This is a genomic window from Flavobacterium azooxidireducens, assembly GCF_023195775.1.
GTDB lineage: Bacteria > Bacteroidota > Bacteroidia > Flavobacteriales > Flavobacteriaceae > Flavobacterium > Flavobacterium azooxidireducens.
Window position 1 is genome coordinate 1,677,974 of sequence record NZ_CP096205.1, and the last position, 26,119, is coordinate 1,704,092.

Annotated in this window: 21 protein-coding genes; 9 read left to right on the top strand and 12 right to left on the bottom strand. The window is 33.8% G+C overall.

The window, feature by feature from the left end; genetic code table 11:
* The 4 genes from M0M57_RS07385 to trhO form a co-directional block, all read right to left on the bottom strand.
* Positions 1 to 486, bottom strand: coding sequence for a gliding motility lipoprotein GldH (locus tag M0M57_RS07385; RefSeq protein WP_248436543.1), 486 nt, complete (start codon positions 484 to 486; stop codon positions 1 to 3).
* Positions 470 to 1,645 (bottom strand): PSP1 domain-containing protein, encoded by a 1,176-nt coding sequence (locus tag M0M57_RS07390; protein ID WP_248436544.1) that lies wholly within the window; start codon positions 1,643 to 1,645, stop codon positions 470 to 472. The genes M0M57_RS07385 and M0M57_RS07390 overlap by 17 nt, the downstream gene beginning before the upstream one ends.
* 456 nt (positions 1,646 to 2,101) lie before the next feature.
* Positions 2,102 to 2,533 (bottom strand): IS200/IS605 family transposase, encoded by a 432-nt coding sequence (gene tnpA / locus M0M57_RS07395; protein ID WP_248436545.1) that lies wholly within the window; start codon positions 2,531 to 2,533, stop codon positions 2,102 to 2,104.
* A 22-nt stretch (positions 2,534 to 2,555) separates the two neighbouring features.
* A complete protein-coding gene (gene trhO, locus M0M57_RS07400) occupies positions 2,556 to 3,914 on the bottom strand; it encodes an oxygen-dependent tRNA uridine(34) hydroxylase TrhO (RefSeq protein WP_248436546.1) in 1,359 nt (452 codons plus the stop codon).
* Between the two features lie 165 nt (positions 3,915 to 4,079).
* On the opposite strand from trhO, the gene M0M57_RS07405 reads away from it, so the two are divergent.
* The gene (locus tag M0M57_RS07405; RefSeq protein WP_248436547.1) at positions 4,080 to 4,325 is read left to right on the top strand and encodes a hypothetical protein; all 246 of its coding nucleotides are present in this window, start codon (positions 4,080 to 4,082) and stop codon (positions 4,323 to 4,325) included.
* Positions 4,326 to 4,342: 17 nt separating this feature from the next.
* A complete protein-coding gene (locus M0M57_RS07410) occupies positions 4,343 to 6,406 on the top strand; it encodes a glycosyltransferase family 9 protein (protein WP_248436548.1) in 2,064 nt (687 codons plus the stop codon).
* 53 nt (positions 6,407 to 6,459) lie between these two features.
* Here the strand turns inward: M0M57_RS07410 and M0M57_RS07415 are convergent, their stop codons facing one another.
* Together M0M57_RS07415 and M0M57_RS07420 are read right to left on the bottom strand one after the other, a co-directional pair.
* The gene (locus M0M57_RS07415) at positions 6,460 to 6,870 is read right to left on the bottom strand and encodes a BrxA/BrxB family bacilliredoxin (RefSeq protein WP_248436549.1); all 411 of its coding nucleotides are present in this window, start codon (positions 6,868 to 6,870) and stop codon (positions 6,460 to 6,462) included.
* A 247-nt stretch (positions 6,871 to 7,117) separates the two neighbouring features.
* A complete protein-coding gene (locus M0M57_RS07420; RefSeq protein ID WP_248436550.1) occupies positions 7,118 to 9,418 on the bottom strand; it encodes a TonB-dependent receptor in 2,301 nt (766 codons plus the stop codon).
* A gap of 86 nt (positions 9,419 to 9,504) precedes the next feature.
* On the opposite strand from M0M57_RS07420, the gene M0M57_RS07425 reads away from it, so the two are divergent.
* Entirely contained in the window at positions 9,505 to 10,158 is a 654-nt protein-coding gene (locus M0M57_RS07425) for a metal-dependent transcriptional regulator (protein ID WP_188361460.1), read from the top strand.
* 1 nt (position 10,159) lies between these two features.
* Entirely contained in the window at positions 10,160 to 10,981 is an 822-nt protein-coding gene (locus M0M57_RS07430; protein WP_248436551.1) for a ZIP family metal transporter, read from the top strand.
* Between the two features lie 190 nt (positions 10,982 to 11,171).
* On the opposite strand, the gene M0M57_RS07435 is transcribed toward M0M57_RS07430, so the two are convergent.
* On the bottom strand, positions 11,172 to 13,412 hold the full coding sequence (locus M0M57_RS07435; protein ID WP_248436552.1) for a TonB-dependent receptor family protein: 2,241 nt from the start codon (positions 13,410 to 13,412) through the stop codon (positions 11,172 to 11,174).
* A 289-nt stretch (positions 13,413 to 13,701) separates the two neighbouring features.
* Between M0M57_RS07435 and M0M57_RS07440 the strand changes: the two genes are divergently transcribed.
* From M0M57_RS07440 to M0M57_RS07450, 3 genes are all read left to right on the top strand, one after another.
* On the top strand, positions 13,702 to 13,860 hold the full coding sequence (locus tag M0M57_RS07440) for a hypothetical protein (RefSeq protein WP_248436553.1): 159 nt from the start codon (positions 13,702 to 13,704) through the stop codon (positions 13,858 to 13,860).
* A gap of 92 nt (positions 13,861 to 13,952) precedes the next feature.
* Positions 13,953 to 15,983, top strand: a complete 2,031-nt coding sequence (locus M0M57_RS07445; protein WP_248436554.1) for an ATP-binding protein — start codon at positions 13,953 to 13,955, stop codon at positions 15,981 to 15,983.
* Positions 15,955 to 16,617 (top strand): response regulator transcription factor, encoded by a 663-nt coding sequence (locus M0M57_RS07450; RefSeq protein ID WP_248436555.1) that lies wholly within the window; start codon positions 15,955 to 15,957, stop codon positions 16,615 to 16,617. The genes M0M57_RS07445 and M0M57_RS07450 overlap by 29 nt, the downstream gene beginning before the upstream one ends.
* Before the next feature lie 106 nt (positions 16,618 to 16,723).
* Here M0M57_RS07450 and M0M57_RS07455 read toward each other — a convergent pair whose 3' ends face one another.
* The 5 genes from M0M57_RS07455 to M0M57_RS07475 form a co-directional block, all read right to left on the bottom strand.
* The gene (locus M0M57_RS07455; protein WP_248436556.1) at positions 16,724 to 16,918 is read right to left on the bottom strand and encodes a hypothetical protein; all 195 of its coding nucleotides are present in this window, start codon (positions 16,916 to 16,918) and stop codon (positions 16,724 to 16,726) included.
* 20 nt (positions 16,919 to 16,938) lie between these two features.
* Complete coding sequence (locus M0M57_RS07460) at positions 16,939 to 17,124, bottom strand: Thivi_2564 family membrane protein (RefSeq protein WP_248436557.1); 186 nt, start codon at positions 17,122 to 17,124, stop codon at positions 16,939 to 16,941.
* Positions 17,125 to 17,261: 137 nt separating this feature from the next.
* Positions 17,262 to 19,367, bottom strand: coding sequence for a ferrous iron transport protein B (feoB, locus tag M0M57_RS07465; protein ID WP_248436558.1), 2,106 nt, complete (start codon positions 19,365 to 19,367; stop codon positions 17,262 to 17,264).
* Between the two features lie 8 nt (positions 19,368 to 19,375).
* Positions 19,376 to 19,609 (bottom strand): FeoA family protein, encoded by a 234-nt coding sequence (locus M0M57_RS07470; RefSeq protein ID WP_248436559.1) that lies wholly within the window; start codon positions 19,607 to 19,609, stop codon positions 19,376 to 19,378.
* A gap of 77 nt (positions 19,610 to 19,686) precedes the next feature.
* Entirely contained in the window at positions 19,687 to 20,358 is a 672-nt protein-coding gene (locus tag M0M57_RS07475) for an SCO family protein (protein WP_248436560.1), read from the bottom strand.
* Positions 20,359 to 20,474: 116 nt separating this feature from the next.
* Here M0M57_RS07475 and M0M57_RS07480 point away from each other — a divergent pair, with 116 nt between their 5' ends.
* Positions 20,475 to 23,858 (top strand): T9SS type A sorting domain-containing protein, encoded by a 3,384-nt coding sequence (locus tag M0M57_RS07480; RefSeq protein WP_248436561.1) that lies wholly within the window; start codon positions 20,475 to 20,477, stop codon positions 23,856 to 23,858.
* A 3-nt stretch (positions 23,859 to 23,861) separates the two neighbouring features.
* The gene (locus M0M57_RS07485) at positions 23,862 to 25,916 is read left to right on the top strand and encodes a M13 family metallopeptidase (RefSeq protein WP_248436562.1); all 2,055 of its coding nucleotides are present in this window, start codon (positions 23,862 to 23,864) and stop codon (positions 25,914 to 25,916) included.
* The last annotated feature ends 203 nt before the right edge of the window (positions 25,917 to 26,119 follow it).

The following is a 26,119-nucleotide window of genomic DNA, read 5'->3' on the forward strand; positions in this document are numbered from 1 at the left end:
TTATTCTGCTTTTTCTATTCGTAATCCAACATCAGTCACACCTTCCAATGCTTCGATGCCTTCAATTTTTCCTGATTTTCGTAAAGCTTGTTGGATGTAAATTTGATAATTTCCTGATTTTGGGAACACAAAATTTTCTTTGTAATATAATTTATTTTCTTTTGTATCTGTTAAGCCTTTTCCCATAAGCGTACCATCAGGTTCGGCCATGAGATATTCTAATGTGTCCACAATTGTTTTTTTGTTGGGTTGTTCCATTTCAACAATTAGAAACAAATTATTAAACTCATAATTTTTGTTGTTTCGTATGTTGATATAAAGATTATGTTTAGCAACTGTATCTTTTTGTTCCACAGAAAAAGTTACAATACTGTCTTTGTGCCACACTTTTCCAACTTTTTTATATTCGTCAAAAAGTCTCTTTTTGTCACAAGATGTCACAATAATCAATAAAAAAACTAAAAACAGACTATTTCTTAGGGTCATTTTTAACAATTTTATTTGGTCTTCTTTTTTTGTTATTATTGTTGTTGTTTTTCTTTCTTTTTGGTTGATCAAAACGGGTTAAACTTTCTTGACCCATTGCGTTGTTGAAGTCTTGTTTTGGTTCAGCCACAATTTCTAATGCAAAATCTTCCAACGAAGAAATTCTTTTACGTTGTTTGTTTTCGGCAACAATTTCTTTGACTTGATCGATGTGAATCACATGCCAATTCGCAATATTATCTGCATAAGCAAACCACATCAAGCCTTTAAAAATATCTTGTTTTTGACAATAAGCAACGCCTCTTTCGGTTTCGATTTTAGTATCAAAATCCGGAAAATCTCTTAACGCGTCCATATACGTATCCAACTCATAGTTTAAACAACATTTGAGTTTTCCACATTGTCCGGCTAATTTTTGTGGATTCAAAGAAAGTTGTTGGTAACGTGCTGCAGAGGTGTTCACGCTTCTAAAATCGGTTAACCAAGTAGAGCAACATAATTCTCTTCCGCAAGAACCAATTCCGCCTAAGCGAGCTGCTTCCTGACGAAAACCAACTTGTTTCATTTCAATTCTGGTTTTGAAAGTTTGTGCATACTCTTTAATTAATTGACGAAAATCAACGCGATCTTCTGCAGTATAATAAAAAGTAGCTTTGGAACCATCACCTTGAAATTCAATATCCGAAATTTTCATTTGCAATTGAAGCTGAATAGCAATTTCTCTTGCTCTCACTTTCATTGGCTCTTCTTTTGCTTGAACATCTGCCCATATATCAATATCTCTTTGCGAAGCTTTTCTATACACTTTTGTAATTTCAGCACTCGTGTGATTCACTCCTTTTTTCTTCATTTGAACTTTAACCAATTCTCCCACTAGGGTTACAATTCCAACGTCGTGGCCTGGTGAAGCTTCTGTGGCAACAATATCGCCAATGATTAAAGACAGTTTTTCGGTGTTGCGGTAGAATTCTTTTCGTCCGTTTTTAAAACGCACTTCCACACAATCAAACACTTCTTGACCGCTAGGCAAACTCATGTTTGCTAACCAGTCAAAAACCGTTAATTTATTGCAGCTATCGGTGCCGCAAGTCCCTTTATTTTGACATCCTTGAGGAGCACCACCGGTTTTGCTCCCTGTCGAACAGTTTGTACAAGCCATAATTTATATATTTGGTCATCTCGTTATAAATAACGAGACTACTGACATTAAACGTTAAGTTTGTAAAGATAGTATTTTTTGATAGAAGTTGGAGTGGTAAGATTTTACAAATTTTTTACTTTCCCACGGTTGAAAACGTGGGTTAAGTTTTGGTTACGTTAACCTTTTTTGCAGGAACATCCGTTATCTGTTTCAAACTTCGCCCACGTTTTCATTTTTTTCTTCATTCTTCCCACGGTTAAAACCGTGGGTTAAGTTTTGTTTGCGTTAACCTTGTTTGCGTAAAGATCCGTCATCTACTTCAAACTTCGCCCACGGTTTCATTTTTTTCTTCATTCTTCCCACGGTTGAAACCGTGGGTTAAGTTTTGTTTGCGTTAACCTTGTTTGCGTAAAGATCCGTCATCTACTTCAAACTTCGCCCACGGTTTCAACCGTGGGAATATAAAAAATAAATTCATTCACTAACATCATGTAACTTCAAAAGTACTTTTTGTTCTTCATCAAAATTCATCTTTGCATGATGGTTTTTTTGGGTTTTAATATAGTCGTGCACTTTTTGTAATTGCGATTCACTAACCGAAAAAGCTGCATAACCGGTTTGCCAAGCAAATTTTCCGGGTAATAGTTCGCTTCCGTTCAAAGTATGTGAAACACTTCCTTTTACTTGTTTTACAACATCTGAAATTGATTTCTGTGGATTAAGTAAAAATAAAGCATGAATATGATCCGGCATTCCATTAATTATTCTTGTGGGACAATTTAAATCCTTTAACTCTTGAAAAATTAAATCATAAACTTGCTTTTCGATAGAATAATCAATTAGTTCAATTCTGCTTTTTGTTGTCCAAATGGCATGTATCCAAATTTTTGTGTACGAGTGTGGCATATATGTAAATTTTTAAAGGCATTTAATTTTTGATTAAGTATAATTTATCCGATAATCTTATCCTAAACGGAACTGCAAAAGTCAATTTATCACCAACTGTAGCCACAGTATTTTCTTTTCCATTGACAAAGATTTTATCTAAAACCAATTCCTGATTTCCTGTGGTTGGACCCGAAATTAAGATTTTGTCTCCCAATTTTATTTCTTGATTTTCAATTATAAATAAGCCAACTTGTGCTTTGGTGTAATAATGTTCTGCTTTGCCAACCAATATTTTTTTCTGTTTGATGCGTTCGCGAATGGGTTTCGGTTTTTCGGCCGTAGCTAGTGATTTATCGCTCAATTCACCGGAATGTTTAAATTTTAGTGCATCCGATTTTCCTTTTTTGAAAATCATATTTCCTTTTTGAATTCCGCGACGTAATTTCACTTGTTCCGCTAATGGTAAATGAGTGATTTCCTGACATTCAACAGAACAACAATTTTCCATTTTTTCTTTACAATCATCACATTGAATAAACAACAAATGACAACCATCATTCACACAATTAGTATGATTATCACAGGGTTTTCCGCATTGATGACATTGTGAAACAATATCGTTCGTGATTCTTTCGCCTAAGCGATGATCAAAAACAAAATTTTTACCAATGAATTTACTTTGTAAACCTTCTTGTTCAATTTGACGAGCATATTCAATAATTCCGCCTTCTAATTGATACACATTTTTAAAACCTTTATGCTTAAAAAACGCACTGGCTTTTTCACATCGAATTCCACCCGTGCAATACATCAAAAGGTTTTTATCTTCTTTAAAATCTTTTAATTGCTCTTCAATGATAGGAAGCGATTCTCTAAACGTATCAACATCGGGAGTTATTGCTCCTTTAAAATGACCAATTTCGCTTTCGTAGTGATTTCTAAAATCAACTACAATTGTGTTTGGGTCTTCCAAAAGTTGATTGAATTCACTCGCTTTTAAATGAATTCCTTTGTTGGTTACGTCAAAAGTGGAATCATCCAGTCCATCAGCAACAATTTTATGTCTCACTTTGATGGTTAACTTTAAAAAGGAATAATCATCATGTTCTCTTGCGACATTCAAGCGGATCCCTTTCATAAAGTCATACGCTTCAATCGTATCTTTAAACGAATAAAAATTGTCCGCCGGCAACGAAAGTTGGGCGTTAATTCCTTCGTGAGCCACATAAATTCTCCCCAAGACATCCAACGGATTCCAGGCTAAGAATAAATCATCTCTAAATTTTTTAGGGTCTTCAATTTTGGCGTAGGCATAAAAAGACAACGTTAGCCGTTGTTTGCCGGCTTGATCAATAAGCTCGGCTCTTTCTTCTGCCCTCATGGTGTTATACAGTTGCATGCTATAAACGTTTTTGGGTTATTACAATAAAATGAATTCTAAATGGAAGAATTCGCTACAAAAATAAACATTTTAGATTAAATATAAATAGTGGGTTTTTTATTTAATCACTTGTTTTATAAAATAAAAACACTATATATTTGTTTAACCTAACTAATTGATTTTATGAACAGACGTAATTTTTTAAAGAATTCAGGAAAGGTGATACTGGTAAGCTCAGCTATAGTAATCACCGGAAATTTAGTAGCCTCTTGTTCGTCTGATGACAATAACGATTCGTATGATGACGGTTATTATGATGACGGATACTATGACGACGGTTATTACGATGATGGCTATTATGACGATGGTTATTACAACGACGGCTATTATGACGACGGATACTACGATGATGGTTATTATGATGATTAATCACCTATAATTATTCATTGAAGAAAATTCTTTTTTTACACGATACCGACACCTCTTTAAAACGTGGTGCTGAATTAACTATAACCCAATTGGTCGCTCTTGGCAATCAATTGGGTTACTTAGTTGAGACTGATTTGTTGACTAATTTTGAAGAAACAAAAAATAAAATTGAGCAATCCGATTTAATTGTTTTGAATAGTACTTCTCGTTGTCGATTTGAAAAAAAATTGCTTAATTATTTAGTTGATGAAAAAATAAGTTACATCAAAATTGAATTTGATTATAATTTTTGCATTCGAAGAAACATTTTATGCACCGTTGACAGAGGAATCAGAAATTGTTGCGACAACGAAAAATACCATTTATACCATCAAGTTTTTGGAAATGCAAAGATGAACGCTTTTCAATCTCCAAAACATTTTGAAGATCATTTTGCTTTTTATGGCGAATCTGTTGCTAATAAAATTATTATGCCTCCTACAGTTGAGGTGGACAAATTGCAAATTTCTGAACTAAAAAATGAAACTGTCATTCCTTTCTTTGGTGATATTAGCTATTTAAAAGGTGGTGAAGCTTTACTTGATTATGCTCTGGAAAATCCGCAATTGACATTTCAAGTGTATGGGAAAAATGAATTGAGAAGAGATTTACCTTCCAATGTTTTTTTGAATGATTATATTCCAAATGAAGAAGTTCTAAAAATTCTTAGTCAATCAAAGTACTTTTTCTGTAAACCGGTTTGGCCGGAACCTTCCGGAAGATTGGCTGCAGAAGCTTTTTTGTCAGGCTGTGAAATGATTACCAACGACAGAGTGGGAACGTGGTCTTTCGATTTTTATCCCAATGATAAAGAAAGAGCCAAACAGGAAATGAAAGAAACCCCACAAGTTTTTTGGGATAATGTGAGTCAAATTTTAAATCAAAATGAAGCTGAAAATGTCCCTGATTTGGGTAATGTTTTGGTGTATAAAAGCTATGGCGGTTTGGGCGATATTTTCTTTTGTTTGCCCAGTTTAATCAATTTAAAAGAAGTTTCAAAATCGGTTAGTTTTGCGGTTCATCCAAGATTAGTTTCTTTCTTTACGAAGTATTTTAAAGAGATTATCATTGTTGATGAAGAAAAAATCAAAGAAAATGAAGCCGATTTTGATAAAATCATCGAATTAGGAAATTATCCTGCATTTCGAGGTTATGATTTGCCACATGCAATCAGATATTCAACACATAAAAAAGTTAAACAGCATTCCATTCAGCATCATATTGACGGATTAGCAAAATTCCATAAAAATTATTCCAATCAAAGTAAAGGTTATCCTTATTTTGAAAGGAATACCGATTACGAAAATCCGTATTACACTGTTCATCCGGGTGCCGGTTTTTTACTAAAAATATGGCCAACGGAAAGTTATGCCAAATTAATTGAGGAGTTACATCATTTGTTTCCAAAACTAAAATGTAAAATTATTTTAGGGAAAGAAGATCCAAATCCCGCTGATTTTTTTACCAAAGAAATGCCTCATATCGACTATGTTACCGGAGGTTTAGATGATATTGGTAAAGCCATGGAAGGTGCCTTTTTCCACATTGGAAACGATGCCGGAATTACCCACGTCGCCGGAGCATTCAACGTACCAACAGTAGGAATTTACGGTCCAACCGGTCCCGGTTCTTGGGGAAGTTTTGCCAAGTTTAACGAAATTATCTGGGGCAAAAAAGGCAATTGCGATTTGCGATGCAATTATGATGTCATTCTAAATTGTCCTGATCGGGTTTGTTTGTCTTCCACAACGGTTCCGCGTGTTTTAAACGCGTTGTATTCACTTTTGCAGAAAGCCTATGAAGAAATTGCTTTCGATTTAAAGGTGAACCCACTTTTAGAAATAGATTTTTCTGAAAAAGATTGCTTACTCAAAATCAATGAGAACGAATTGTTGATTGAGTACCGCGACTTATCTATGAAGAATTCCGTAGAAGAAATTTTAAAAGGAAATTTCAAAGAAAATTATTCAGAGGAAGAAGAATCACTTATTCACGTTTTTATCGAACAAAAAGTGCTATTTTGTATTCCTGAATTGAAATAAAAAATCCTTTCAAATTTACATCTGAAAGGATTTTGGTTTTTATAAAATAGAGCTTAACAAAACTCGTTATAAGCATCTTTTAAATTCTCTGCTATCATTTCCGCAGGACGACCTTCAATGTGATGACGTTCTAACATGTGAACCAATTCGCCATCTTTAAACAAAGCCATACTTGGCGACGATGGTGGAAAAGGAAACATGTGTTGTCTCGCTGCATCAACGGCATCTTTGTCAACACCGGCAAAAACAGTCACTAATTGGTCCGGTTTTTTAGACCCGTCTAAACTCATTTTTGCTCCCGGTCTTGCATTTCTGGCAGCACATCCGCAAACTGAATTCACAACTACCAACGTTGTTCCTTTTTGTGAAATTGCATTTTCTACCGCTTCTGCACTATATAATTCTTGAAAACCTACTTCCGATAATTCGGCTCTCATTGGTTTTACCATTTCTTCTGGATACATATTTTTTCTATTAGATTGTTAGATTTTTGGATTGTTCGATTCTCAGATTCTAAGACTTTGCAAAGTTACTAAGTTTTCATTTTCATTTGATGATTTCAATCATAAAGATTTGTTATGATTAAATAGAAAATCAAAGAACAAAATCAAGATAGTTTTCGGGTGTGATAACGTGTGTTTTTATGAGTTATTCGTCCCAAATCCAAAAAAGTTATGTTTTTTTTGGATTCAAATCCTCAAAAGTTATGAATTACAACAAGTCCGTTCCGATTTTTAATCCTATAAAAATAGTTCTTGGTCGAGATGGGCCGTAAATATAAGTAGCATCTCTATTCACACCTAAATCAAAATCTTTTTGGTATTGATTGAATAAATTCTGAATTCCACCACTTAATTGAAGATGTAATTTTTCTTTTACTACAAACGTATACGATGATTTAAAATTTACTTCATAAAAGTCATTTGTAGTTTCTAAACGGTCTTCGGCAATAAATCCGGCATAATGCTGAGCATACATTTTTCCGGTGTACACCACAGAAATATTGTTTTGAAAAGCCTTTTTAGGAGAAAATGTTGCCATCAAATTTCCATACACATTTGGTGAACGGAAGAAATTTCGATTTGTATTCGTCACGTTTTCACTCCATTGAACTGCTTCGTCATACAACGCTTTTTGAATCGTTGCTCCAGCTTGAAACTGCCATTTTTGTCCCGGAGCATATTTTGCTTCCAAATTCACACCATAAACATCAGCTCCTTTTCCGTTTCGTTTTTCCCAAATGGTTTCTGAAAGTTGTTCCAACACAAATGGGTCGTTTAATCGGGTGTAAAAGGCTTCAAATGTCAATCCGGCTTCCGAATTTGGAGTAACTTTATTCCAATCTAACGAAGTTAAAAATGAATGGGAAGTTTCCGACTCCAATCCATCAGCTAATTCAACTAACGCCACTTCTCCGGCTGCAATTCGGGCGTGAATATCTTCCGAAAAAACTTGTGGAGCTCTAAAACCTTTGGCATAACTGTTTCGCCATTGCAAATTTTCTTTAAAGTTATAAAGGATGTTTAGTCTCGGATTAAAAATCACAGCTTCATCGGCAGCATTGTGAAAATCGGCTCGCAATCCACCTAAAACTTTCAGTTTTTCATTGACTTTCCATTCTTGTTGAGCATAAATTCCTAGAATATCTAATGTTTGATTTACAAATGCATTATAACCTGGTTTTTCATCAACCATCATTTCTTTTTTGTATTCGGCTCCGGTTGTTAAGGTTGCCGATCCACCTAAAAATGATTCTTGTTTTCGGTTGTATTGAGCTCCACCAATCCAAGTGATGACTTCTGTATTTCCATACCCGCGAATGCTTTCTTCATAATCTATATTGCCAAATTCATCATCGGCTCGACCACCATAAAAGTTGTCATTTTTAGATTGTTGGGTGTTGAAATAAATAGCATATTTGTTCTTTTCATCTTCCGAATAATTCTCAAATGTGAGTCCGCCACCCACCATTTTGGATGTAATTTGTTCTGTCGTAAGTGCTTCAAACGGTTGTAAATCAAATCGATTTTCACCACCTCTTCTAAATTCGTTTACCGTATGAAATTCGGCCGTAATTTTACTTCGTTCAAACGGACGATAAAACGATTTGAATCCGAATGTTCGATTTTGCATTGTTGTAATTTCCGTAAAATTATCATCATTTGCATCAAAAGGTTCGCGGTCACGAAGCATTGCAAAAATCTGAATTCCTAAATTCAAATCTTCTGATAAAACTGTTCCGTTTAACGTTAAGGCTTTGTCTGGCACATTTCCATCAATTAAACCTAAATGCGAATTAATTTCAAACGAATTTTCAATCGGATCTTTTGTAATAATGTTGATGGTGCCCGCAATCGCATTCGACCCATACAAAGACGAACCACCACCACGAACAACTTCAATTCGTTCAATCATATTAGTTGGAATTTGATCTAAACCGTACACTCCATTTAAAGCTGAAAAAATTGGTCGGCTATCCATTAAAATTTGAGAATATGCTCCATCTAAACCATTCATCCGAACTTGAGAAAATCCACAGTTCTGACAATTCGTTTCCATTCTCAATCCGGGTTGAAAACTCAAACCTTCCGATAAACTGATGGCTTGTGCTTTTTGTAAAACTTCCGAATTTGTGACCGTTACAATCACCGGAGCTTCGGTTCTTTTCTGCAATCCGCGAGTAGCAGAAACAACGACTTGATTGAGTCCGAAAACACTTTCTTCTAAATTAAAATCCAAATGAATTTTTCCTCCGGAAGGAACATTAATATTTTTTTCCTGGTTTTTAAAACCGATTGCTTGCACGATGATGGTTTGTTTTCCCGACGGAACTTCAATGGAAAAATTTCCGTTTTCATCAGACGAAGTTCCTGTTGTTGCATTTTTCAAAAGAATACTTGCAAACGGAACCGCTTGACCCTCATATAAAATATGACCCACAACCGTTCCTTTTTCTTGAGCTTGTGAAATTAATGTAAATGATAAAACAATTAAGAGCAGAATTTTTTTCATACCAAAAAATAAATTTAGACAAAACTAAAAATTATTTTACTCATATCAAATTATCTTAGTATATTTGTTTTCAATTAATTGAATTTATGACCTATTCGGAAGAAAATTATATCAAAGTAATCTATCATTTATCCTTGGTTTCGCCCAAAGGAATTAATACCAATGCGATTGCGGGTATGATTGAGAGTAAGGCTTCTTCAGTAACGGATATGGTAAAGAAATTAGCCGAAAAAGAATTGGTTGATTACCAGAAATACCAAGGTGTGACACTCACTCAAAAAGGACTACACGCTGCCAAAATGATTGTAAGAAAACATCGTTTATGGGAAGTTTTTTTGGTAGAAAAATTAGATTTTACGTGGGATGAAGTACACGATTTAGCAGAGGAATTGGAGCACATTAAATCGGAGAAATTGATTAATCGATTGGATGAATTTTTAGGCTTCCCTAAAGAAGATCCGCACGGTGATCCGATTCCTGATCGATATGGACAGATGATAAAAGTGGAAAAACAATTACTTTCTGAAGTGGGTTTGAACAAAAAAGTGATGTGTTTGGGCGTAAAAGATAGTTCACCGAGTTTTTTGCAGTATTTAGATAAACATCAAATTTCGTTAGGTTCGGAAATTGAAATCATTAACAAAGAAGCCTTTGATATGTCGCTGACTATTTTAATGAATGGAAAAGAGATTTTGATTTCGAATAAAATTGCAGGTAATTTATTTGTAAAAGTGATATAATATGTTTGATAGCATTGTTGAGTATTTATCGAGTATTGATCCTATTTTGGCTGCTTTGTATGCCACATTATTCACTTGGTTTTTAACGGCTTTAGGCTCATCAGTCGTGTTCTTTTTTAAGACGATGAATCGTGCTGCGTTAGACGGAATGCTAGGTTTTACGGGAGGAGTTATGGTTGCTGCGAGTTATTGGAGTTTGCTTGCACCTGCCATCGAAATGTCGGAAGGAGAAGGATTTGTAAAAGTAATGCCGGCAGCGGTTGGTTTTCTTTTAGGGGCCTTTTTCTTGTTTGGTTTGGATAAAGTTTTACCACATTTACATATCAATTTCAAAGAAACGGAAGGTGTAAAATCACCTTGGCAAAAAACGACACTTTTAGTTTTGGCTATCACGTTGCACAATATTCCGGAAGGATTGGCTGTTGGTGTATTGTTTGGTGGTGTTGCGGCCGGAATTCCGGAAGCTTCTATTGCAGGAGCTACTATTTTAGCGATTGGAATTGGGATTCAAAATTTTCCGGAAGGAATTGCCGTTTCCATGCCGTTGCGACGAATGGGAATGAGTAGAAAGAAAAGTTTCTTATACGGACAATCTTCTGCTTTAGTTGAACCCATTGCCGGAGTTTTAGGAGCAGTTGCCGTTACGTTTTTTACACCAATTTTGCCTTATGCTTTAGCTTTTGCTGCAGGAGCAATGATTTTTGTGGTGGTAGAAGAAGTGATTCCGGAAACGCAACAAGATAAACATACTGATATTGCAACACTCGGATTTATCGGTGGTTTTGTGGTAATGATGAGTTTGGATGTGGCGTTGGGAAGTTAATGACAACCACAATCATCGCTACTGCAATTTTTCTTCGATTTCTTTTTACCAAAAAAATGAAAATAGAGAACAACAATTGCAATTCCTAAAATGATAAACGCGATTATTTCCTGAAAATCAATCATACTACAAAGATAAAAGGTTCTCTATCAAAAACAGAGAACCTTTAACAAACAAATAAAAACATTTTTTAAAATTGTGCTGAAATTCCGAAATGGATTCCAAAAGGCATTCCCGGACGTAATCCAGCAGGAACTCTTGAAACAGCATATTCTTTATCTAGTAAGTTCACGATATTACTCATCAAACTTACTTTTTCGGTTAAATGATATTTCGCAGAAGCATCAATAATAAAGTTGCTTTTCACCAATTCGTTATCCGGAATTGAACCTTGTCCGGCAACCGTTCTAAATTGGTCATTGTATTTTCCACTGATGGAAACATTGAATTTTTTGTGATCTAAACCGGCAACAATTGAAAATTGATTTTTTGCGATGTAGGGAATTTCATCACCAACTTCAATTTCTCCCCACGCTTCGGTATCACTTTCAAAATTGTTTTTTAATTCTGTATCAGTAAAAGTGTAGCTGAAAGTAATCGGTAATTTGAATTTAGAATTTTCATCATTCAAAAGATCATATGAAATCAACAATTCTAAACCTTGCACTTGAGCTGCTCCGGCATTAAACAAATCGCCTGTTCCTGTTCCACCTGCTGCATTGGTATCGGCACCTTGTAAACGATTAAAATCATTGTAAAAAGCGATGATTTCTCCGTTTAATGCCTTTTTGGTAAAACGGAATCCGGCTTCATAATTCATACTGCTTTCGCCTTTGTCTTCCACATTTACACCCGGAGGTGAAAAACCTTTGTGCAAGCTAGTGAACGCCGTGTAACTATCATTAAATTTATACAAAACTCCTAAACCGGGAATGTATTCTTCTGTTCTGTTTTGTCTGTGATTTAAGTTTACACCGGTTCTGTCTAAATCTGCTGTACCGTAATTTAAACTACGACGAATGATGTTTTCATAACGAATTCCAGGAGAAAACGTAAACTTTTTATAAGTCAAATTATATAAAATATGAGCGGAAACTGCTTCTGCACTTTCAACACGATTTTCTTGCGTTCCGGGAGTTCCGGTGGCAGTTCTGAATAATGCATTATTTTGAATTTTATAACGATCGTCCCATTGAAAACGGTCTTCGCTGTCTAAATGATAACGAACTCCAAAATCAATATCGTGTGCAACAACATCGCTGTTAAGTTTAAAATTAAAGACGGTTTGAATTCCTTCTGCCAAATAACCACGATTGTTATTTCGTAATCTTAAAGCGTTATCTGCTGTGTTTACTGCTCCGGTAATAATGTCGTAACCCGCTTGATTTTCCTCTGGATTATCTAATATTGATGCTAAAGAAACATTTGAACCACCTACATTTACATCGTGTAATTTATACCAATTTCTTTTAAAATTATTGCGGTATGCTTTTGTTGTAACAGTTAAATAATCAACCGGAATAAACAAATGCGTTAACATTAATTGGTCGTGTTTTGTATCGATTTTATCAGCCTCAGAAGATAAATAACGACGATAAGGATTGTTGTCAAAATCGGTTTGCGTTAAACCTAAATACGTTTCATCTGAATATTCATTTGATAACTGAGCTTTCAATGTCAACGATTGAAACATTTTTGCTTCCGGACTAGTGTTTACTCTAAATTTTGCCACATAATCATTTCCGTTGTAGCCGGTTGTTCTGTTGCTAAAATCGATGGTTTTAAAACCTTCAGAATTACGATTGTTGTATTCTACTAAATAACCGAAGTTTTTGAAATTATCACCAACATTCACATACGTATTTTTGGTATCAAAACTTCCCATCGATGCTACTACTTTTCCTGAAAATTGAGAAGGAATTTGGTTTGAAACCATATTGATTGCTCCTCCGGTTGTGTAAGGCCCATATTGAATTTGGCTACCACCTTTTAAAATTTCAAAACTTTGAATTCTATTTACCGTAGGAAAATAATAAGCAGCCGGAGCAGAATACGGTGCAGGTGCAATCAAAATCCCGTCTTCCATTACGGTGATTTTTGATGCTCTTGACGGACTCGTTCCTCTTAAACCGATGCTTGGACGAAGTCCGAAACCTTCCTCTTCTACCACATTTACACCAGGAACTGTTCTTAAAACTCTATTAATATCAGAATAATTGAAGGTTTTTAACTCTTCTGCTGAAATAAAATACGTTGAACCCGCTTTATTTTTTGCTTTGAATTTACTTCCCACTAAAACATCGGCATTAACTGTAACTCCGTCTAATCTTCTAACGGTATCATTTAAAGCTAAATCGTCTTGAGATTCTGAATTTTGAGCAAAAGAAAAGCTTGTCAAAGCAAGCAGGCAAAGTGTAAATGTCTTTTTCATTATTGTTATTTAGATTTAATCTACGTTGCAAAAGTAATTATAGATTTTATTTAGACAAAATATAAATAAGAAATAATTTTAAAATTTTTTAACGTATTGAAAATGAATAAGTAGGCTTTTTTAGATTTTACGGAGAAACCTAAAAATCAGTTAGTTGAAGAAGTTAAACTTTAACAAAATAGGCACAAAATGTGCAAAGAACCAGCTGTTAGTTGCCATACTTTTGACAAATAATAAAGAAAACGTTCTTTATTATAAAAAAAACTAAATAACTTAAAAACACAATACCATGAAAAAAGCACTATTTATCCTAGGAATGATTTTAACATTTGCAACAACCACAGTTTCTTGTACTACAGACGATATGGAAGTAGAAACGCAAGGAAATACAACCGTGACTGAAAATAATGACCAAACAAATATTGACCCTAAGAAGGGAGGAAATTAATTACTCCTTTTTTGCATTACATCGAAAAGTAGCGGTAAACGCTACTTTTTTTTGTTTAAAAAAGTACCTTTGTTATAATTCAACTAAAAATTATGACAAAGTATCTCACGATAAGTGTAATGCTACTTTTTTTATATGCCTGTAACAATAAAGAAAACTATTCACACAGTTATGGTCGGATAGACAGTTTAATCACTTCTGCAGAAAGTAAGAAACACTACTCTGATGAGGTAAATAGTTCATTAGATTATACATTCAGGCTTTTGGCGGACAAACCCAATGATTCGCTCAAGCGACTTTATTTACTTAAATTATCCGATCAATATTATAATTTTGGTTTACAAGAAGAGTATCTTAAAGTATGTAAACTAAATTTAGAATTGTCTCTAAAAGCAAAAGATAGTATTCGTTTAGGAATTATATATTATGACATTGCTGATTATTACAGAGGTAAATCTTACAACGACACTGCTTATGTTTTTTACAACAAATCATTACATTTTCTAAAATCAACTAACTTTGATAAAAGAGGACGAACCATTCTCAACAAAGCCTATTTATTGCGTTTTGAAAATAGTTTGGTAGAAAGTGAAATTCAAACCATCAAAGCACTTGAAGTTGCAAAAAAATCAGGAAACAATCGGTTAATTTATGATTGTTTAAACAATTTAGGAATCGTAAACAACGATATTAAAAATTACGATTTAGCATTAGACTATCACAAACAAGCATTGGAACAGTTGAATAAACTGAAAAGTGATTCGCAATATTCCATTTTAATGGCTCAAACCAAAAATAATATGGCGGTTTGCTATCATCGGTTGCAAAATAATGCGAAGGCAATTGCACTTTTAGAAGAAGCAATTTCCAAGAATTTAAAAAACGAAAGTATACTTTTGTATGCAGTTTTAAAGGATAATCTCACTTACTACAAATTTAAATCCAATCAAAATGTTAGAGAAGATGAGTTTGATATTCCTTTAAAAATTAGAGATAGTTTAGGTAATAAATTAGGCGTAATTGTCAGCAATACTAGAAAAGGAGAGTATTTTTTGAGTCAAAAAGATACAGCCAAAAGTGTTTCTTATTTTTTGAAAGCGAAAGAAATAGCACAAGACATCAAAAGTCATCGTGACGAATTACTACTTTTAAATTTTTTAGCAGAAGCAGAACCTAAAAATAGATTATTTTACAAAGAAAATTATATCAAACTCAGCGACAGTTTGATGGAATCTGAACGAGCTGTCAGAAATAAATTCACACGAATTGAATATGAAACAGACGAAATAATTCAGCAAAAAGAAGTCTTGGCAAAGCAGCAACAACTCATTGTTTTTACATCCATTTCAATCATTGTATTGCTTATTTTGGTTTATATTATTTTCCGTCAGAAAGCAAAGCAAAAAGAATTGTTATTGATTCAAGAACAGCAAAAAAGCAATGAAGAGGTATATCAATTGATGATTGATCAGCATCATAAAGTGGAAGAAGGAAGAGCATTAGAAAAAAACCGAATTTCACTCGAACTTCACGATGGAACTTTAAGTATGTTGGCCGGAATTCGATTTAATTTATACGGTTTTCAAACTGAGGAAGATACCGAAAAAAATGAAAAATTCCTTGATCAAGTTGATCAAATTAAAACAGTAGAAAAAGAAATTAGGAACATAGCACACGATTTAAAAAATAATTTATTTGTAAAAAAGGAAAGTTTCTTAATGCTTTTGAATGATTTTATTGAAGACCAAAAAATCATTTCAAAAATCAATTATAAATTAGAAATTGATTCGGAAATTGAATGGGAAAGTCTAACCCAATCGTTAAAAATTAATTTTTTCAGAATCATTCAAGAGTCGGTTTACAACAGTCAGAAATATGCTCTAGCAAAAAATATTTCAATTTCTATCCAAATCATTAAAAAGAATATTGAACTTTGTATTAAGGATGATGGAATTGGATTTAATTCGGAAGCAAAAACAAAAGGCATCGGTTTAGAAAACATCAAACAAAGGGTTTCTGCTATGGATGGCTTTGTGAAAATAAAATCAATCAATCAAAAAGGGACACAAATTTTTTGTAAAATACCATTTCACTATGAATATCAAAATATTGATGATAGATGATCATCCGCTTATTTTAGAAGGTTATAAAACAACTTTAGCTCAAAATAAGTTAGGAATTACCTTGACTGCCAGAACGATAACCTCACTGGAAGAAGGGTATAATTTATCTCAAAATAAAACAGAATTAGCAGAATATTCTATTTGTTTTATTGATAGAAACATGCCGCCTTTTCTTCAAAAAGACGTTGAAAACGGAGAAGATTTAGCGGTTTTACTTAAAGCTACAAATCCTGATTTAAAAATTGTTATTCTAACTTCTCACGATGAACCAATTTTGTTGTATGAATTAAAAAACAGACTTCAACCGGAAGGAATTTTAGTTAAAAGTGATTTGGATTACAGAAGTATGCAAGATGCTTTTCAAAAAATTGTAGAAGGTCACCATTATTATAGTCCGGTAGCAAATCAAGGTTTTGAAACCATTAAAAAATATTTGAAAGATTTTGATCAAACCGATCGCAGAATCATCTTATTGCTTTCGCAAGGTTTGAGAACCAAAACATTGCCGGAATCTTTAGACCTTAGCTTAAGTGCAATTAACACTAGAAAAAAATTAATAAAAGATAAATTAAGAGTGCCACACGGCGACGACGAAGCGATTGTAAAAGCAGCAAGAAGAATGGGTCTTTTATAATGTAATAAAGAGATTAGGACTTTATACAAAAGAACAAAGCTTCCAAAATAAATTGAAAGCTTTATTATAAACTAAGGGCAAAATCATACTATTTTCTATAAATCAATTACGATTCATCTTTTGTTGTTTTAATCAATCCTATTCCTGATATAAAAAAGATTAAACCTAAAATACCATACACTAAAAGCATCTTAATAGTTTGATTGCTTTCGCCCATATTAACAGCCAAATAGGCAGTGTAAATAAGACCCGCTATTCCTAAAACGGTAAGTATTGCTCCGAAAATTCTTTTTAAGTTCATAATTTCAGTGATTTAATTGGCTAAACAGTTACGTTACTTAATGAGTCGAATAATCCAAATACTTTCAGTAACCAAATAATTACAGCAATTACTACCACTAAATTAAAAATACTTTTAATTTTTCTATCCATTGGAATATAAGTGTTTACCACCCAAAGCAAAAATCCAACGATAATTAATACGATTAAAATGTTTAGAATTGGCATGTTTATTTCTTTTAAAGTTAGACAGCAAAGTTATAATCAGAATTATCAATGCAGATTATACAACTATGGTTATTTGTTGTATAATTTCCATGTAGAAATTTTTGAAAATCAATGCTTTAGAAACTGAGAAAAGAGAGTTAATCTAATAATTGAAAAGCGATAAATGCAACTAAATATGCAAACCCACTCATCACAAAAAGTTGAATCATTGGCCATTTCCAAGAATTGGTTTCTTTTTTAACGACAGCCAACGTACTCATACATTGCATAGCAAACGCATAAAATAATAAAAGTGAAATTCCCGAAGCAAATGTATAAATCGGTTTTCCTGTAATGGAATTGACTTCATTTCTCATTTTTTCTTTGATGGTATTTTCTTCTTCGCCATGACTTCCAACACTGTAAATGGTGGCCATTGTTCCCACAAAAACTTCTCTGGCAGCAAACGAAGCGACGATACCAATGCCAATTTTCCAATCGTAACCCAACGGTTTTATTATCGGTTCGATTGATTTTCCGATGATTCCGATATACGAATTTTCTAATTTATAGGATGCGATTTTGTCATTCAAATCCTCTTCTTCCAACAATTGATTTTGTGGTTGAGAAGTGATGATTTCTTCCGCATTTGCAAAATTATCTGTTGGCCCATACGAAGCCATAAACCATAAAATAATAGACAATGAAATGATGATTTTTCCTGCTCCAAACACAAATGCTTTTGTTTTTTCAATCACATTCAAACCCACATTCTTATAGTATGGAATTTTATAATTCGGCATTTCAATAACAAAAAAGCTTTTTGATTTGAGTTGTAGAATTTTATTTAAAATCATTGCCGAAATCACCGCCATAAAAAATCCCAATGCATATAGCAACATCAAAGTTAATCCTTGAAGATTGAAAATTCCAAGCACTTTTTGATCCGGAATGATGATTGAAATTAAAATCGTATAAACCGGAATTCTCGCCGCACAAGTCGTAAAAGGAGTGACTAAAATGGTAATTAATCGTTCTTTCCAATTTTCAATATTTCGAGTTGCCATAATCGCCGGAATGGCACAAGCAGTTCCTGAAATTAAAGGCACAACACTTTTTCCGCTAAGGCCAAAACGACGCATCGTTTTATCCATCAAAAAAACTACTCGACTCATATAACCGCTTTCTTCCAACAAAGAAATAAAGAGAAATAAAAACGCAATTTGCGGAATAAAAATAAGCACTCCACTGATTCCCGGGATGATTCCTTGCGAAACCAAATCGTTTAGTTTTCCCGCCGGTAAATGTTCGCTTACCCAACTGCTCAAGGAAGCAAACGATTGATCTATAAATTCCATTGGAACACTGGACCATTCAAAAACCGATTGAAAAATTAGAAATAAAACGGCAAAGAAAATGACGTACCCACCAACTTTATGCGTTAGAATTTTGTCTAATTTACTTCGTAAGTCTTTTGCTTTTGAAACATCAACTTTTTTACCGATTTTGAGTAAATCATTGATAAATTGATAGCGTTTTACGGTTTCTTTGTGTTGAAGTTTTTTTAATTCTTCATCCGATTTAGAAAAAGAATTGTTTTGAATTATATTTTTTGTAAGATCTCCAAAATTCACATCTTGTGAAATAACCAACCAAAGTTTATACAATTGTTGGTTGGGATAAATTCGTCGCAAATTGTCGAAGTAATCCGAATCGATTTCTGAAGCATTCAAACAAGCTTCGGTTGAAAGATTTTTATAGTCAACAATTAAATTTTTTAATTCAGTAATTCCGGTTGCTTTTCGGGAACTGACTAAAGCAATTTTCGTTTTTAAGGTTTCTTCTAATGTTGGAATATCCAATGAAATTCCTTTCAACTCCATCTGATCAGCCATGTTAATGACTAAAATCGTTGGAATTTCAAGGTCTTTGATTTGTGTAAAAAGGAATAAATTTCGCTTTAAATTTTCAACTTCGGTTACAACAATAACGACATCGGGATAATCTTTATCGTTTTTGTTTAAAAGCAATTCGATCACTAAATTTTCGTCAAGCGAATTGGCGTTTAAACTATACGTTCCGGGCAAATCGAGTATTGTAGCTTTTTGATTTTGAGGTAAATTACACGAGCCAACTTTTCGCTCAACCGTAATTCCGGGATAATTTCCAACTTGTTGTTTTAATCCGGTAAGCTGATTAAACAATGATGTTTTTCCAGTGTTTGGGTTTCCCACAAGAGCAACTTTTATTGGCAAATCTTTCATAGAAACAATTAATTTTCAATGATTTCAACAACGATATCGCTTGCCATTTCTTTTCGAATAGCCAGATGAGTACCATTGATGTTTAAATAAAGTGGATCGCCCAAAGGTGCAGTTTGAACCAATTCTATCAAATGACCTTCCATACAACCCATTTCAATTAATTTTAATGGAATTGTATCTAAATTAAAAGAAATAATGATAGCTTTTTGCCCTTTTTGAAGAAGATTTGCGGTTGTTTGCAACTTTATTTAGAATTAGTATAAATACAAAAATACATCTTTTTAATTAGTATCGAAAGGAGAATTTTCAAAAAAAGAAGTTAATTTTTTTCGGTCATTAAAAAACGAATATCTTCAATTAGTCGCTTTATTTCTTCTTTATTGGTTCCGTCATAAAAACCTCGAACGCGTCTTTTTTTATCGACTAAAATAAAATTTTCGGTGTGAACCATATCATATAATTCGCCTTCTGTCTCCGTTTTTACAGCTAAATATGATTTACGGGCAATGTAGAAAATGTCTTTTTTGTCGCCGGTTACCAAATTCCATTTCGAATCAATTACACCTTTTTCAATTGCATATTTTTTTAGAACCGGCACACTATCGATATGTGGCATAACGGTGTGAGATAACAACATCACATCCGAAACATCTTTAAAAGCATTTTGAATTTCCACCATATTATCTTGCATAATCGGACATATTGTAGGACAAGTCGTAAAGAAAAAATCGGCAACATAAATTTTTCCTTCGTAATTTTTTTGAGAAATTATTTCTCCGTTTTGATTGGTAAACGAAAAATCGGCAATCGTATGGTATTTACTCACATGTTGAACAGTACTGTCAACCAATTCAGGATTCACATCGGAAGGGTTGAAAATAGGAAGCTTTTTATTGGGAGTTAACAAATAAATAGAAATAGAAAGAAATATTGCTGAAAAAAGAATAAAACCTAAAATTCTAAATTTATATTGTTTGATGTAGGATAGCATTGCATTTATTTTTGCAAAGGTAAAAAAGATATTGTCAAAACTTCTGCTTATACAACTGTTAATTAATAGTTATGAATTGAAAACGTTTTTCTATTTTTGAGTAAAATTCTATGTAAATGAAAAAAATTCTACTCGTATTATTTATTATTCAATGTTCTTTTGCTTTTGCTCAATTTAATTCAACCGCTCCATGGATGGAAAATGTTCAAAAGGATGATAAAAAGGATGCAACCATTGATGAAATCAAAACAGCTTTTGATAACTATTGGCAAGATAAAAATCATAAAACAAAAGGAAGTGGTTACAAACCTTTTATGCGATGGGAAACCCATTGGCGAAATAAAGTAGATGAAAACGGAAACTTGATGACACCTGCTCAAATGTGGGAAGCTTGGAATCAAAAACGCAACAGAGTTTTGAGCCGTGACGAAACGCTAAACGACGTTAGCAATTGGGAGCCTTTAGGGCCTTTTAATCACACGAACACCGGTTCTTGGTCTTCGGGTCAAGGAAGAGTGAATGTGGTTATGGTTGATCCAAATAACGCCAACACAATTTATATCGGTGCACCCGCAGGAGGAATTTGGAAATCTACTGATGCAGGTCAGAACTGGATTCCATTATCGGATTATTTGCCTCAAATTGGTGTTTCTGGAATTGCCATCGATCATACAAATTCTGATATAATTTACATTGCTACCGGAGATAAAGATGCCAGTGACACCTATTCTATTGGTGTTTTAAAATCAAATGATGGTGGATTAACTTGGAACACAACCGGTTTGACTTTCAACAATACATCAACCGTTGCAGCAGATATTTTTATGCACCCAAATGACCCTTCCACTTTGTGGGTAGCAACAAGTGCAGGACTTTATAAAACATCCAATGGCGGAACAACTTGGTCAAACAATCTTAATGGAAACGTAAAAGATTTGAAACTTAAACCAGGTAATCCAAACATCGTTTATGCGGTTACAAACAATCGATTTTATCGCTCAACCAATGGCGGAAATAGTTTTACAATGATTACTTCCGGTATGCCTGCTAATTCAGGTCGTTTAATTATTGATGTAACTCCTGCTAATCCGGAATATGTTTACGTGTTGAGTGCCAGAACAAATTGGAGTCATCAAGGATTATATAAATCTACAAATTCAGGAGTAAACTTTACCGTGACAGGAAATACTACAGATATTTTTGAAGCTAATCAAGCTTGGTTCGATTTAGCTTTAGCCGTATCAGATACTAATCCGGAAGAAGTTTATACAGGTGTTTTAAACGTATGGAAATCATCTGACGGAGGAAATAATTTTACAAAAATAAACAATTGGTCAAATCCATTCGAGGCTACATACACGCATGCCGACATTCATTTTTTACGATTTTACGATGGAGTTTTATATTGCGGAAGCGATGGCGGAATTTATGTTTCAAATGATAATGCCGCTTCGTTCACCGATTTAACCGCAACAGCTCAAATTGGTCAGTTTTACAGAATATCTGTTTCTAAGCAATCCAGTTCAAAAATAGCCGGAGGACTTCAAGATAATGGAGGATATGCTTTTAGCAATAATCAATGGAAAAACTTTTACGGAGCAGATGGTATGGAAACAGCCATCGATCCAAACAATAGTAATAAATATTACGGTTTTATTCAAAATGGTGGTGGTTTGTATTATACCAACAATGCAGGGGCTTCACTTTCAGGAGCAATTGGCTCTCCTGATGGTGAAGATGGCAACTGGATTACACCTTTAATTTTTAATTCAGTTGGTGAATTATTTGCCGGATATTCCAATTTATATAAATTAGTAAATGGTTCTTGGCAAAATGTTTCAACAAATTCTTTTTTTGATGGAAACATTGAACTGGTTGTGGTTGATCCTTCTAATGATGACATTATGTATATTGGCGATGGTCAGAATTTATATAAAAGCTCAAACAGGGGAGTAACATTTGATTTTCTTTTTTCGTTCTCATCTGAAATTACATCAATTGATGTGAATGTTCACGATAACAACATAATTTATGTTTCAACAGCCGGAACAAACGGATCTGTTCTTAAATCAACCAATAGTGGAGTTTCATTTACCAATATTTCACAAGGTTTACCATTAATTGGAAAGAACGTTGTTAGACATCAATCCAATCATCCATTAAATCCAATTTATGTGGGAACAAGTTTGGGTGTTTATTACCGTGATGATTCTTTAAATTCATGGATTCCGTATGATACCAATTTACCAAATGTTACCGTAACCGATTTAGAAATTAACATTTTAGACGGAAAAATTGTGGCTTCAACTTACGGAAGAGGAGTTTGGCAATCTGCAATTCCATCTCAATTATCAGAAAATGAAATCGCTTTGTTGAGTATAGAAAATCCTTCAGCGTTGAATATTAATTGTGGAGCAGATGGTTTATCGTTTTTAGTCAAAAATGCCGGATCTTCTACAATAACTAATTTTACCTTAAACTATTCCATAAACGGAGAAGAATCGGTTTATGAATGGAATGGAAATTTAATTTCTCAAGCCAATACAATTGTAGAAATTCCTAATGTTACTATCACTACAGGAAATTCAACAATTCAAGCTAATGTGGTTATGGACAATGATGCTTTTAGTAATAATAATACATTAAGTATCCAAATTTTAAATAACGACAGCGGTCAAGTAGGTATTGTAAATACATTTGAAACAGAAGATTCTGCTTTACTTTCTAATCACGTAGAAGGACCAGAAAATACTTGGCAACGTGGTATACCAACAGGCTTAACCTTAAATCAAACTTCATCCGGTTCAAATGTTTACGGAACCAATTTAAGTGGAAACTATTTGGATTTTACCAAAGCTTATCTGTATTCGCAATGTTATGATTTAACCCAAATTACCAATCCGATAATGCGTTTTAAAATGGCATTTGATATTGAAGAAAATTGGGATGTTCTTTACGTAGAATATTCTACTGATTTTGGTGAAAACTGGTCAGTTTTAGGAACTGCCAGTGATCCAAACTGGTACAACAGTGATAGAAATCCTGAAACTTCCAATGATTGTGATATCTGTCCCGGTGCTCAATGGACAGGAATCAACACAAGTTTATTGGAATATAGTTATATGTTAAATGCGTTTACAAATGAAAGTAATATTATGTTCCGATTTGTATTTCATTCTGATTATACCGTTACAAGAGAAGGTGCAATTATTGATGATTTTGTAATCGACGGAACCCTATCAAACCAAGATTTTGCAACCAATACAATAGTAGTTTATCCAAATCCATCAAAAGGTTTGTTTACATTATCGTATGGAAATTTTAAACCGCAACAAATTGAAATTTATGATGTTACTGGAAAAAACATACTTTCAGTTGACAATTCTAAATTAACCGAAAATCAAACAGAATTAAATTTATCTCATGTTTCAAACGGAATTTATTTTATAAAAATTTCAAATGAAAATGGGCAAACCGTTAAACGAATAATTAAAAATTAATACATGAATACAATTAGAAAAAACCTTTTATTTGTTTTGACAGTTTCTGCTTTTACAGCCGGATTTGCTCAAGATAACAAAAAAGAAACCATTGGAATCAACTTGGAATACATGGACAAATCCGTAAAACCAAGCGATGATTTCTTCAGATTTGTAAACGGAAATTGGTTAGATAAAAATGAAATTCCAGCCGACAGAACCCGCTGGGGAAGCTTTGATGAACTTCGTCAAAAAACAGACGAAGACATGAAAGTAATTCTTAAAGAAGCATTGCAAAATTCAGCTTACACAGACAACACAGATCAAGGAAAAGCATTAAATCTTTACCGTTCAATTATGGATACGATTTCCAGAAATAAACTTGGAATAAAACCATTAGAACCTTATTTAAAAAAGATAAATGCCGTTAAAAATATTTCGGATTTAAAGAAACTTTTAATCGAAATGGAAACCCAAGGCGGAATCGGGTTTTTTGGTGTTGGTGTGGGAACAGATTCCAAAAACAGTAACCGAAATGTAGTTAATGTTGGTTTAGGAAGTTTAGGTCTGCCAGACAGAGATTATTATGTTTCCGACGAAAAAGACAGCAAAGAAAAAAGAGAAAAATACCATGCTCACATCATCAAAATGATGAGTTATTTAGGCGAAAAACCAGCTCAAGCCAAAGCAAGTGCTGATAGAGTTTTAGCTCTCGAAATCGCCATGGCAACACCTCGTTTAGATCGAGTGGAAAGAAGAGACAGAAGAAAAACATACAACCCAATGACGGTGGCTGAACTTCAAAAATTAACGCCAACTGTTGATTGGACAGAATATTTAAAAGGTGTTGGTTTGCCTGTTGTGGATACTTTAATCGTATCGCAACCAAAATACATGACCGCTTTAGAATCTATTTTCAAAGAAAATAAAGTAGAAGATTGGAAGGCCTACATGCGTTGGACATTATTAAACCGCTCTGCAGGAATGCTTTCTACCGAAATTGGAAATGCCAACTGGGAGTTTTTCGGAAAAACATTAACCGGAGCAGTAAAACAAAGACCTCTTGATGAGAGAGCTTTACAAACCATTAATGGGTCTTTTGGGGAAGCATTGGGTAGAATTTATGTAGAAAAAAAGTTCCCTGCTGAAGCAAAAGAAAAAGCAAAAAAAATGATTGATAATTTGTTTTTAGCGTATGAAAACAGGATCAATAATTTGCCTTGGATGGCTCAATCTACTAAGGATAATGCTAAAGCCAAATTGAGAAAGTTCAATGTAAAAATTGGTTATCCTGATAAGTGGAAAGATTATTCTAAAGTAACAATTGTTAGTCCAAAAGACGGAGGAACTTATTTTGAAAATTCAAAAAGAATTACCAAATGGCGTAATGACGAGAATTTTGCCAAATTAGGCAAACCGGTTGACAAGACCGAATGGGGAATGTCTCCTCAAACGGTGAATGCTTATTATAGTCCGTCGTTTAATGAAATCGTTTTTCCGGCAGCAATTTTACAACCGCCGTTTTATGATTACAGAGCAGATGAAGCAGTGAATTATGGCGGAATAGGAGCAGTAATTGGTCACGAGATTTCGCATGGCTTTGACGATAGCGGTTCACGTTACAATGCCGACGGAAATTTAGTAAACTGGTGGAGCGATGAAGATTTAAAACAATTTACAGAACTAGGCGGAGCTTTAGCAGATCAATATTCCCAATTAGAACCGTTACCGGGAATATTTGTAGATGGAAAATTCACGTTAGGAGAAAACATTGGCGATTTAGGTGGAGTGAGTGCCGCTTTAGACGGATTGAAAATTCATTTAAAGGAAATAGGAAATCCGGGTTTAATTGATGGTTTTACGCCCGAACAACGTTTCTTTATTTCGTGGGCAACCATTTGGAGAAGCAAAGCCAGAGACGAAGCGATTAAAAATTTAGTAAAAACAGATACGCATTCTCCGGGACAATACCGTGCCTACGTTCCGCTTCAAAATGTAGATGCTTTTTATGAAGCATTCAACATTAAACCTGGCGACGGAATGTATATTGCCGAAGACAAAAGAGTACGAATTTGGTAGAAAAGTTAAAATATTAATAATCAATACAATAATAATTAAAACCTAACGTTCTTACTCAACAATCATTTGCCCAAGGGCAAGTTAGAGTTAGTTAAATTTTGTTTTGGTGTTTTGAAAAAGGCGTTCCGGAAATTACTTCTGGAACGCCTTTTGAATTTTATACTGAACTTGTTTAAGTATCTTTTTTTAGACTTTTATAATAT

What these genes read in the sequence shown, in the direction of transcription:
- M0M57_RS07390 (WP_248436544.1), bottom strand. Translation starts at nt 1,645, where the DNA reads ATGGCTTGTACAAACTGTTCGACAGGGAGCAAAACCGGTGGTGCTCCT.
- M0M57_RS07480 (WP_248436561.1), top strand. Translation starts at nt 20,475, where the DNA reads ATGAAAAAAATTCTACTCGTATTATTTATTATTCAATGTTCTTTTGCT.
- M0M57_RS07440 (WP_248436553.1), top strand. Translation starts at nt 13,702, where the DNA reads ATGAAAAAAGCACTATTTATCCTAGGAATGATTTTAACATTTGCAACA.
- M0M57_RS07430 (WP_248436551.1), top strand. Translation starts at nt 10,160, where the DNA reads ATGTTTGATAGCATTGTTGAGTATTTATCGAGTATTGATCCTATTTTG.
- M0M57_RS07455 (WP_248436556.1), bottom strand. Translation starts at nt 16,918, where the DNA reads ATGAACTTAAAAAGAATTTTCGGAGCAATACTTACCGTTTTAGGAATA.
- M0M57_RS07415 (WP_248436549.1), bottom strand. Translation starts at nt 6,870, where the DNA reads ATGTATCCAGAAGAAATGGTAAAACCAATGAGAGCCGAATTATCGGAA.
- M0M57_RS07450 (WP_248436555.1), top strand. Translation starts at nt 15,955, where the DNA reads ATGAATATCAAAATATTGATGATAGATGATCATCCGCTTATTTTAGAA.
- M0M57_RS07445 (WP_248436554.1), top strand. Translation starts at nt 13,953, where the DNA reads ATGACAAAGTATCTCACGATAAGTGTAATGCTACTTTTTTTATATGCC.
- M0M57_RS07420 (WP_248436550.1), bottom strand. Translation starts at nt 9,418, where the DNA reads ATGAAAAAAATTCTGCTCTTAATTGTTTTATCATTTACATTAATTTCA.
- M0M57_RS07460 (WP_248436557.1), bottom strand. Translation starts at nt 17,124, where the DNA reads ATGCCAATTCTAAACATTTTAATCGTATTAATTATCGTTGGATTTTTG.
- tnpA (WP_248436545.1), bottom strand. Translation starts at nt 2,533, where the DNA reads ATGCCACACTCGTACACAAAAATTTGGATACATGCCATTTGGACAACA.
- M0M57_RS07485 (WP_248436562.1), top strand. Translation starts at nt 23,862, where the DNA reads ATGAATACAATTAGAAAAAACCTTTTATTTGTTTTGACAGTTTCTGCT.
- M0M57_RS07385 (WP_248436543.1), bottom strand. Translation starts at nt 486, where the DNA reads ATGACCCTAAGAAATAGTCTGTTTTTAGTTTTTTTATTGATTATTGTG.
- M0M57_RS07425 (WP_188361460.1), top strand. Translation starts at nt 9,505, where the DNA reads ATGACCTATTCGGAAGAAAATTATATCAAAGTAATCTATCATTTATCC.
- feoB (WP_248436558.1), bottom strand. Translation starts at nt 19,367, where the DNA reads ATGAAAGATTTGCCAATAAAAGTTGCTCTTGTGGGAAACCCAAACACT.
- M0M57_RS07435 (WP_248436552.1), bottom strand. Translation starts at nt 13,412, where the DNA reads ATGAAAAAGACATTTACACTTTGCCTGCTTGCTTTGACAAGCTTTTCT.
- trhO (WP_248436546.1), bottom strand. Translation starts at nt 3,914, where the DNA reads ATGCAACTGTATAACACCATGAGGGCAGAAGAAAGAGCCGAGCTTATT.
- M0M57_RS07405 (WP_248436547.1), top strand. Translation starts at nt 4,080, where the DNA reads ATGAACAGACGTAATTTTTTAAAGAATTCAGGAAAGGTGATACTGGTA.
- M0M57_RS07475 (WP_248436560.1), bottom strand. Translation starts at nt 20,358, where the DNA reads ATGCTATCCTACATCAAACAATATAAATTTAGAATTTTAGGTTTTATT.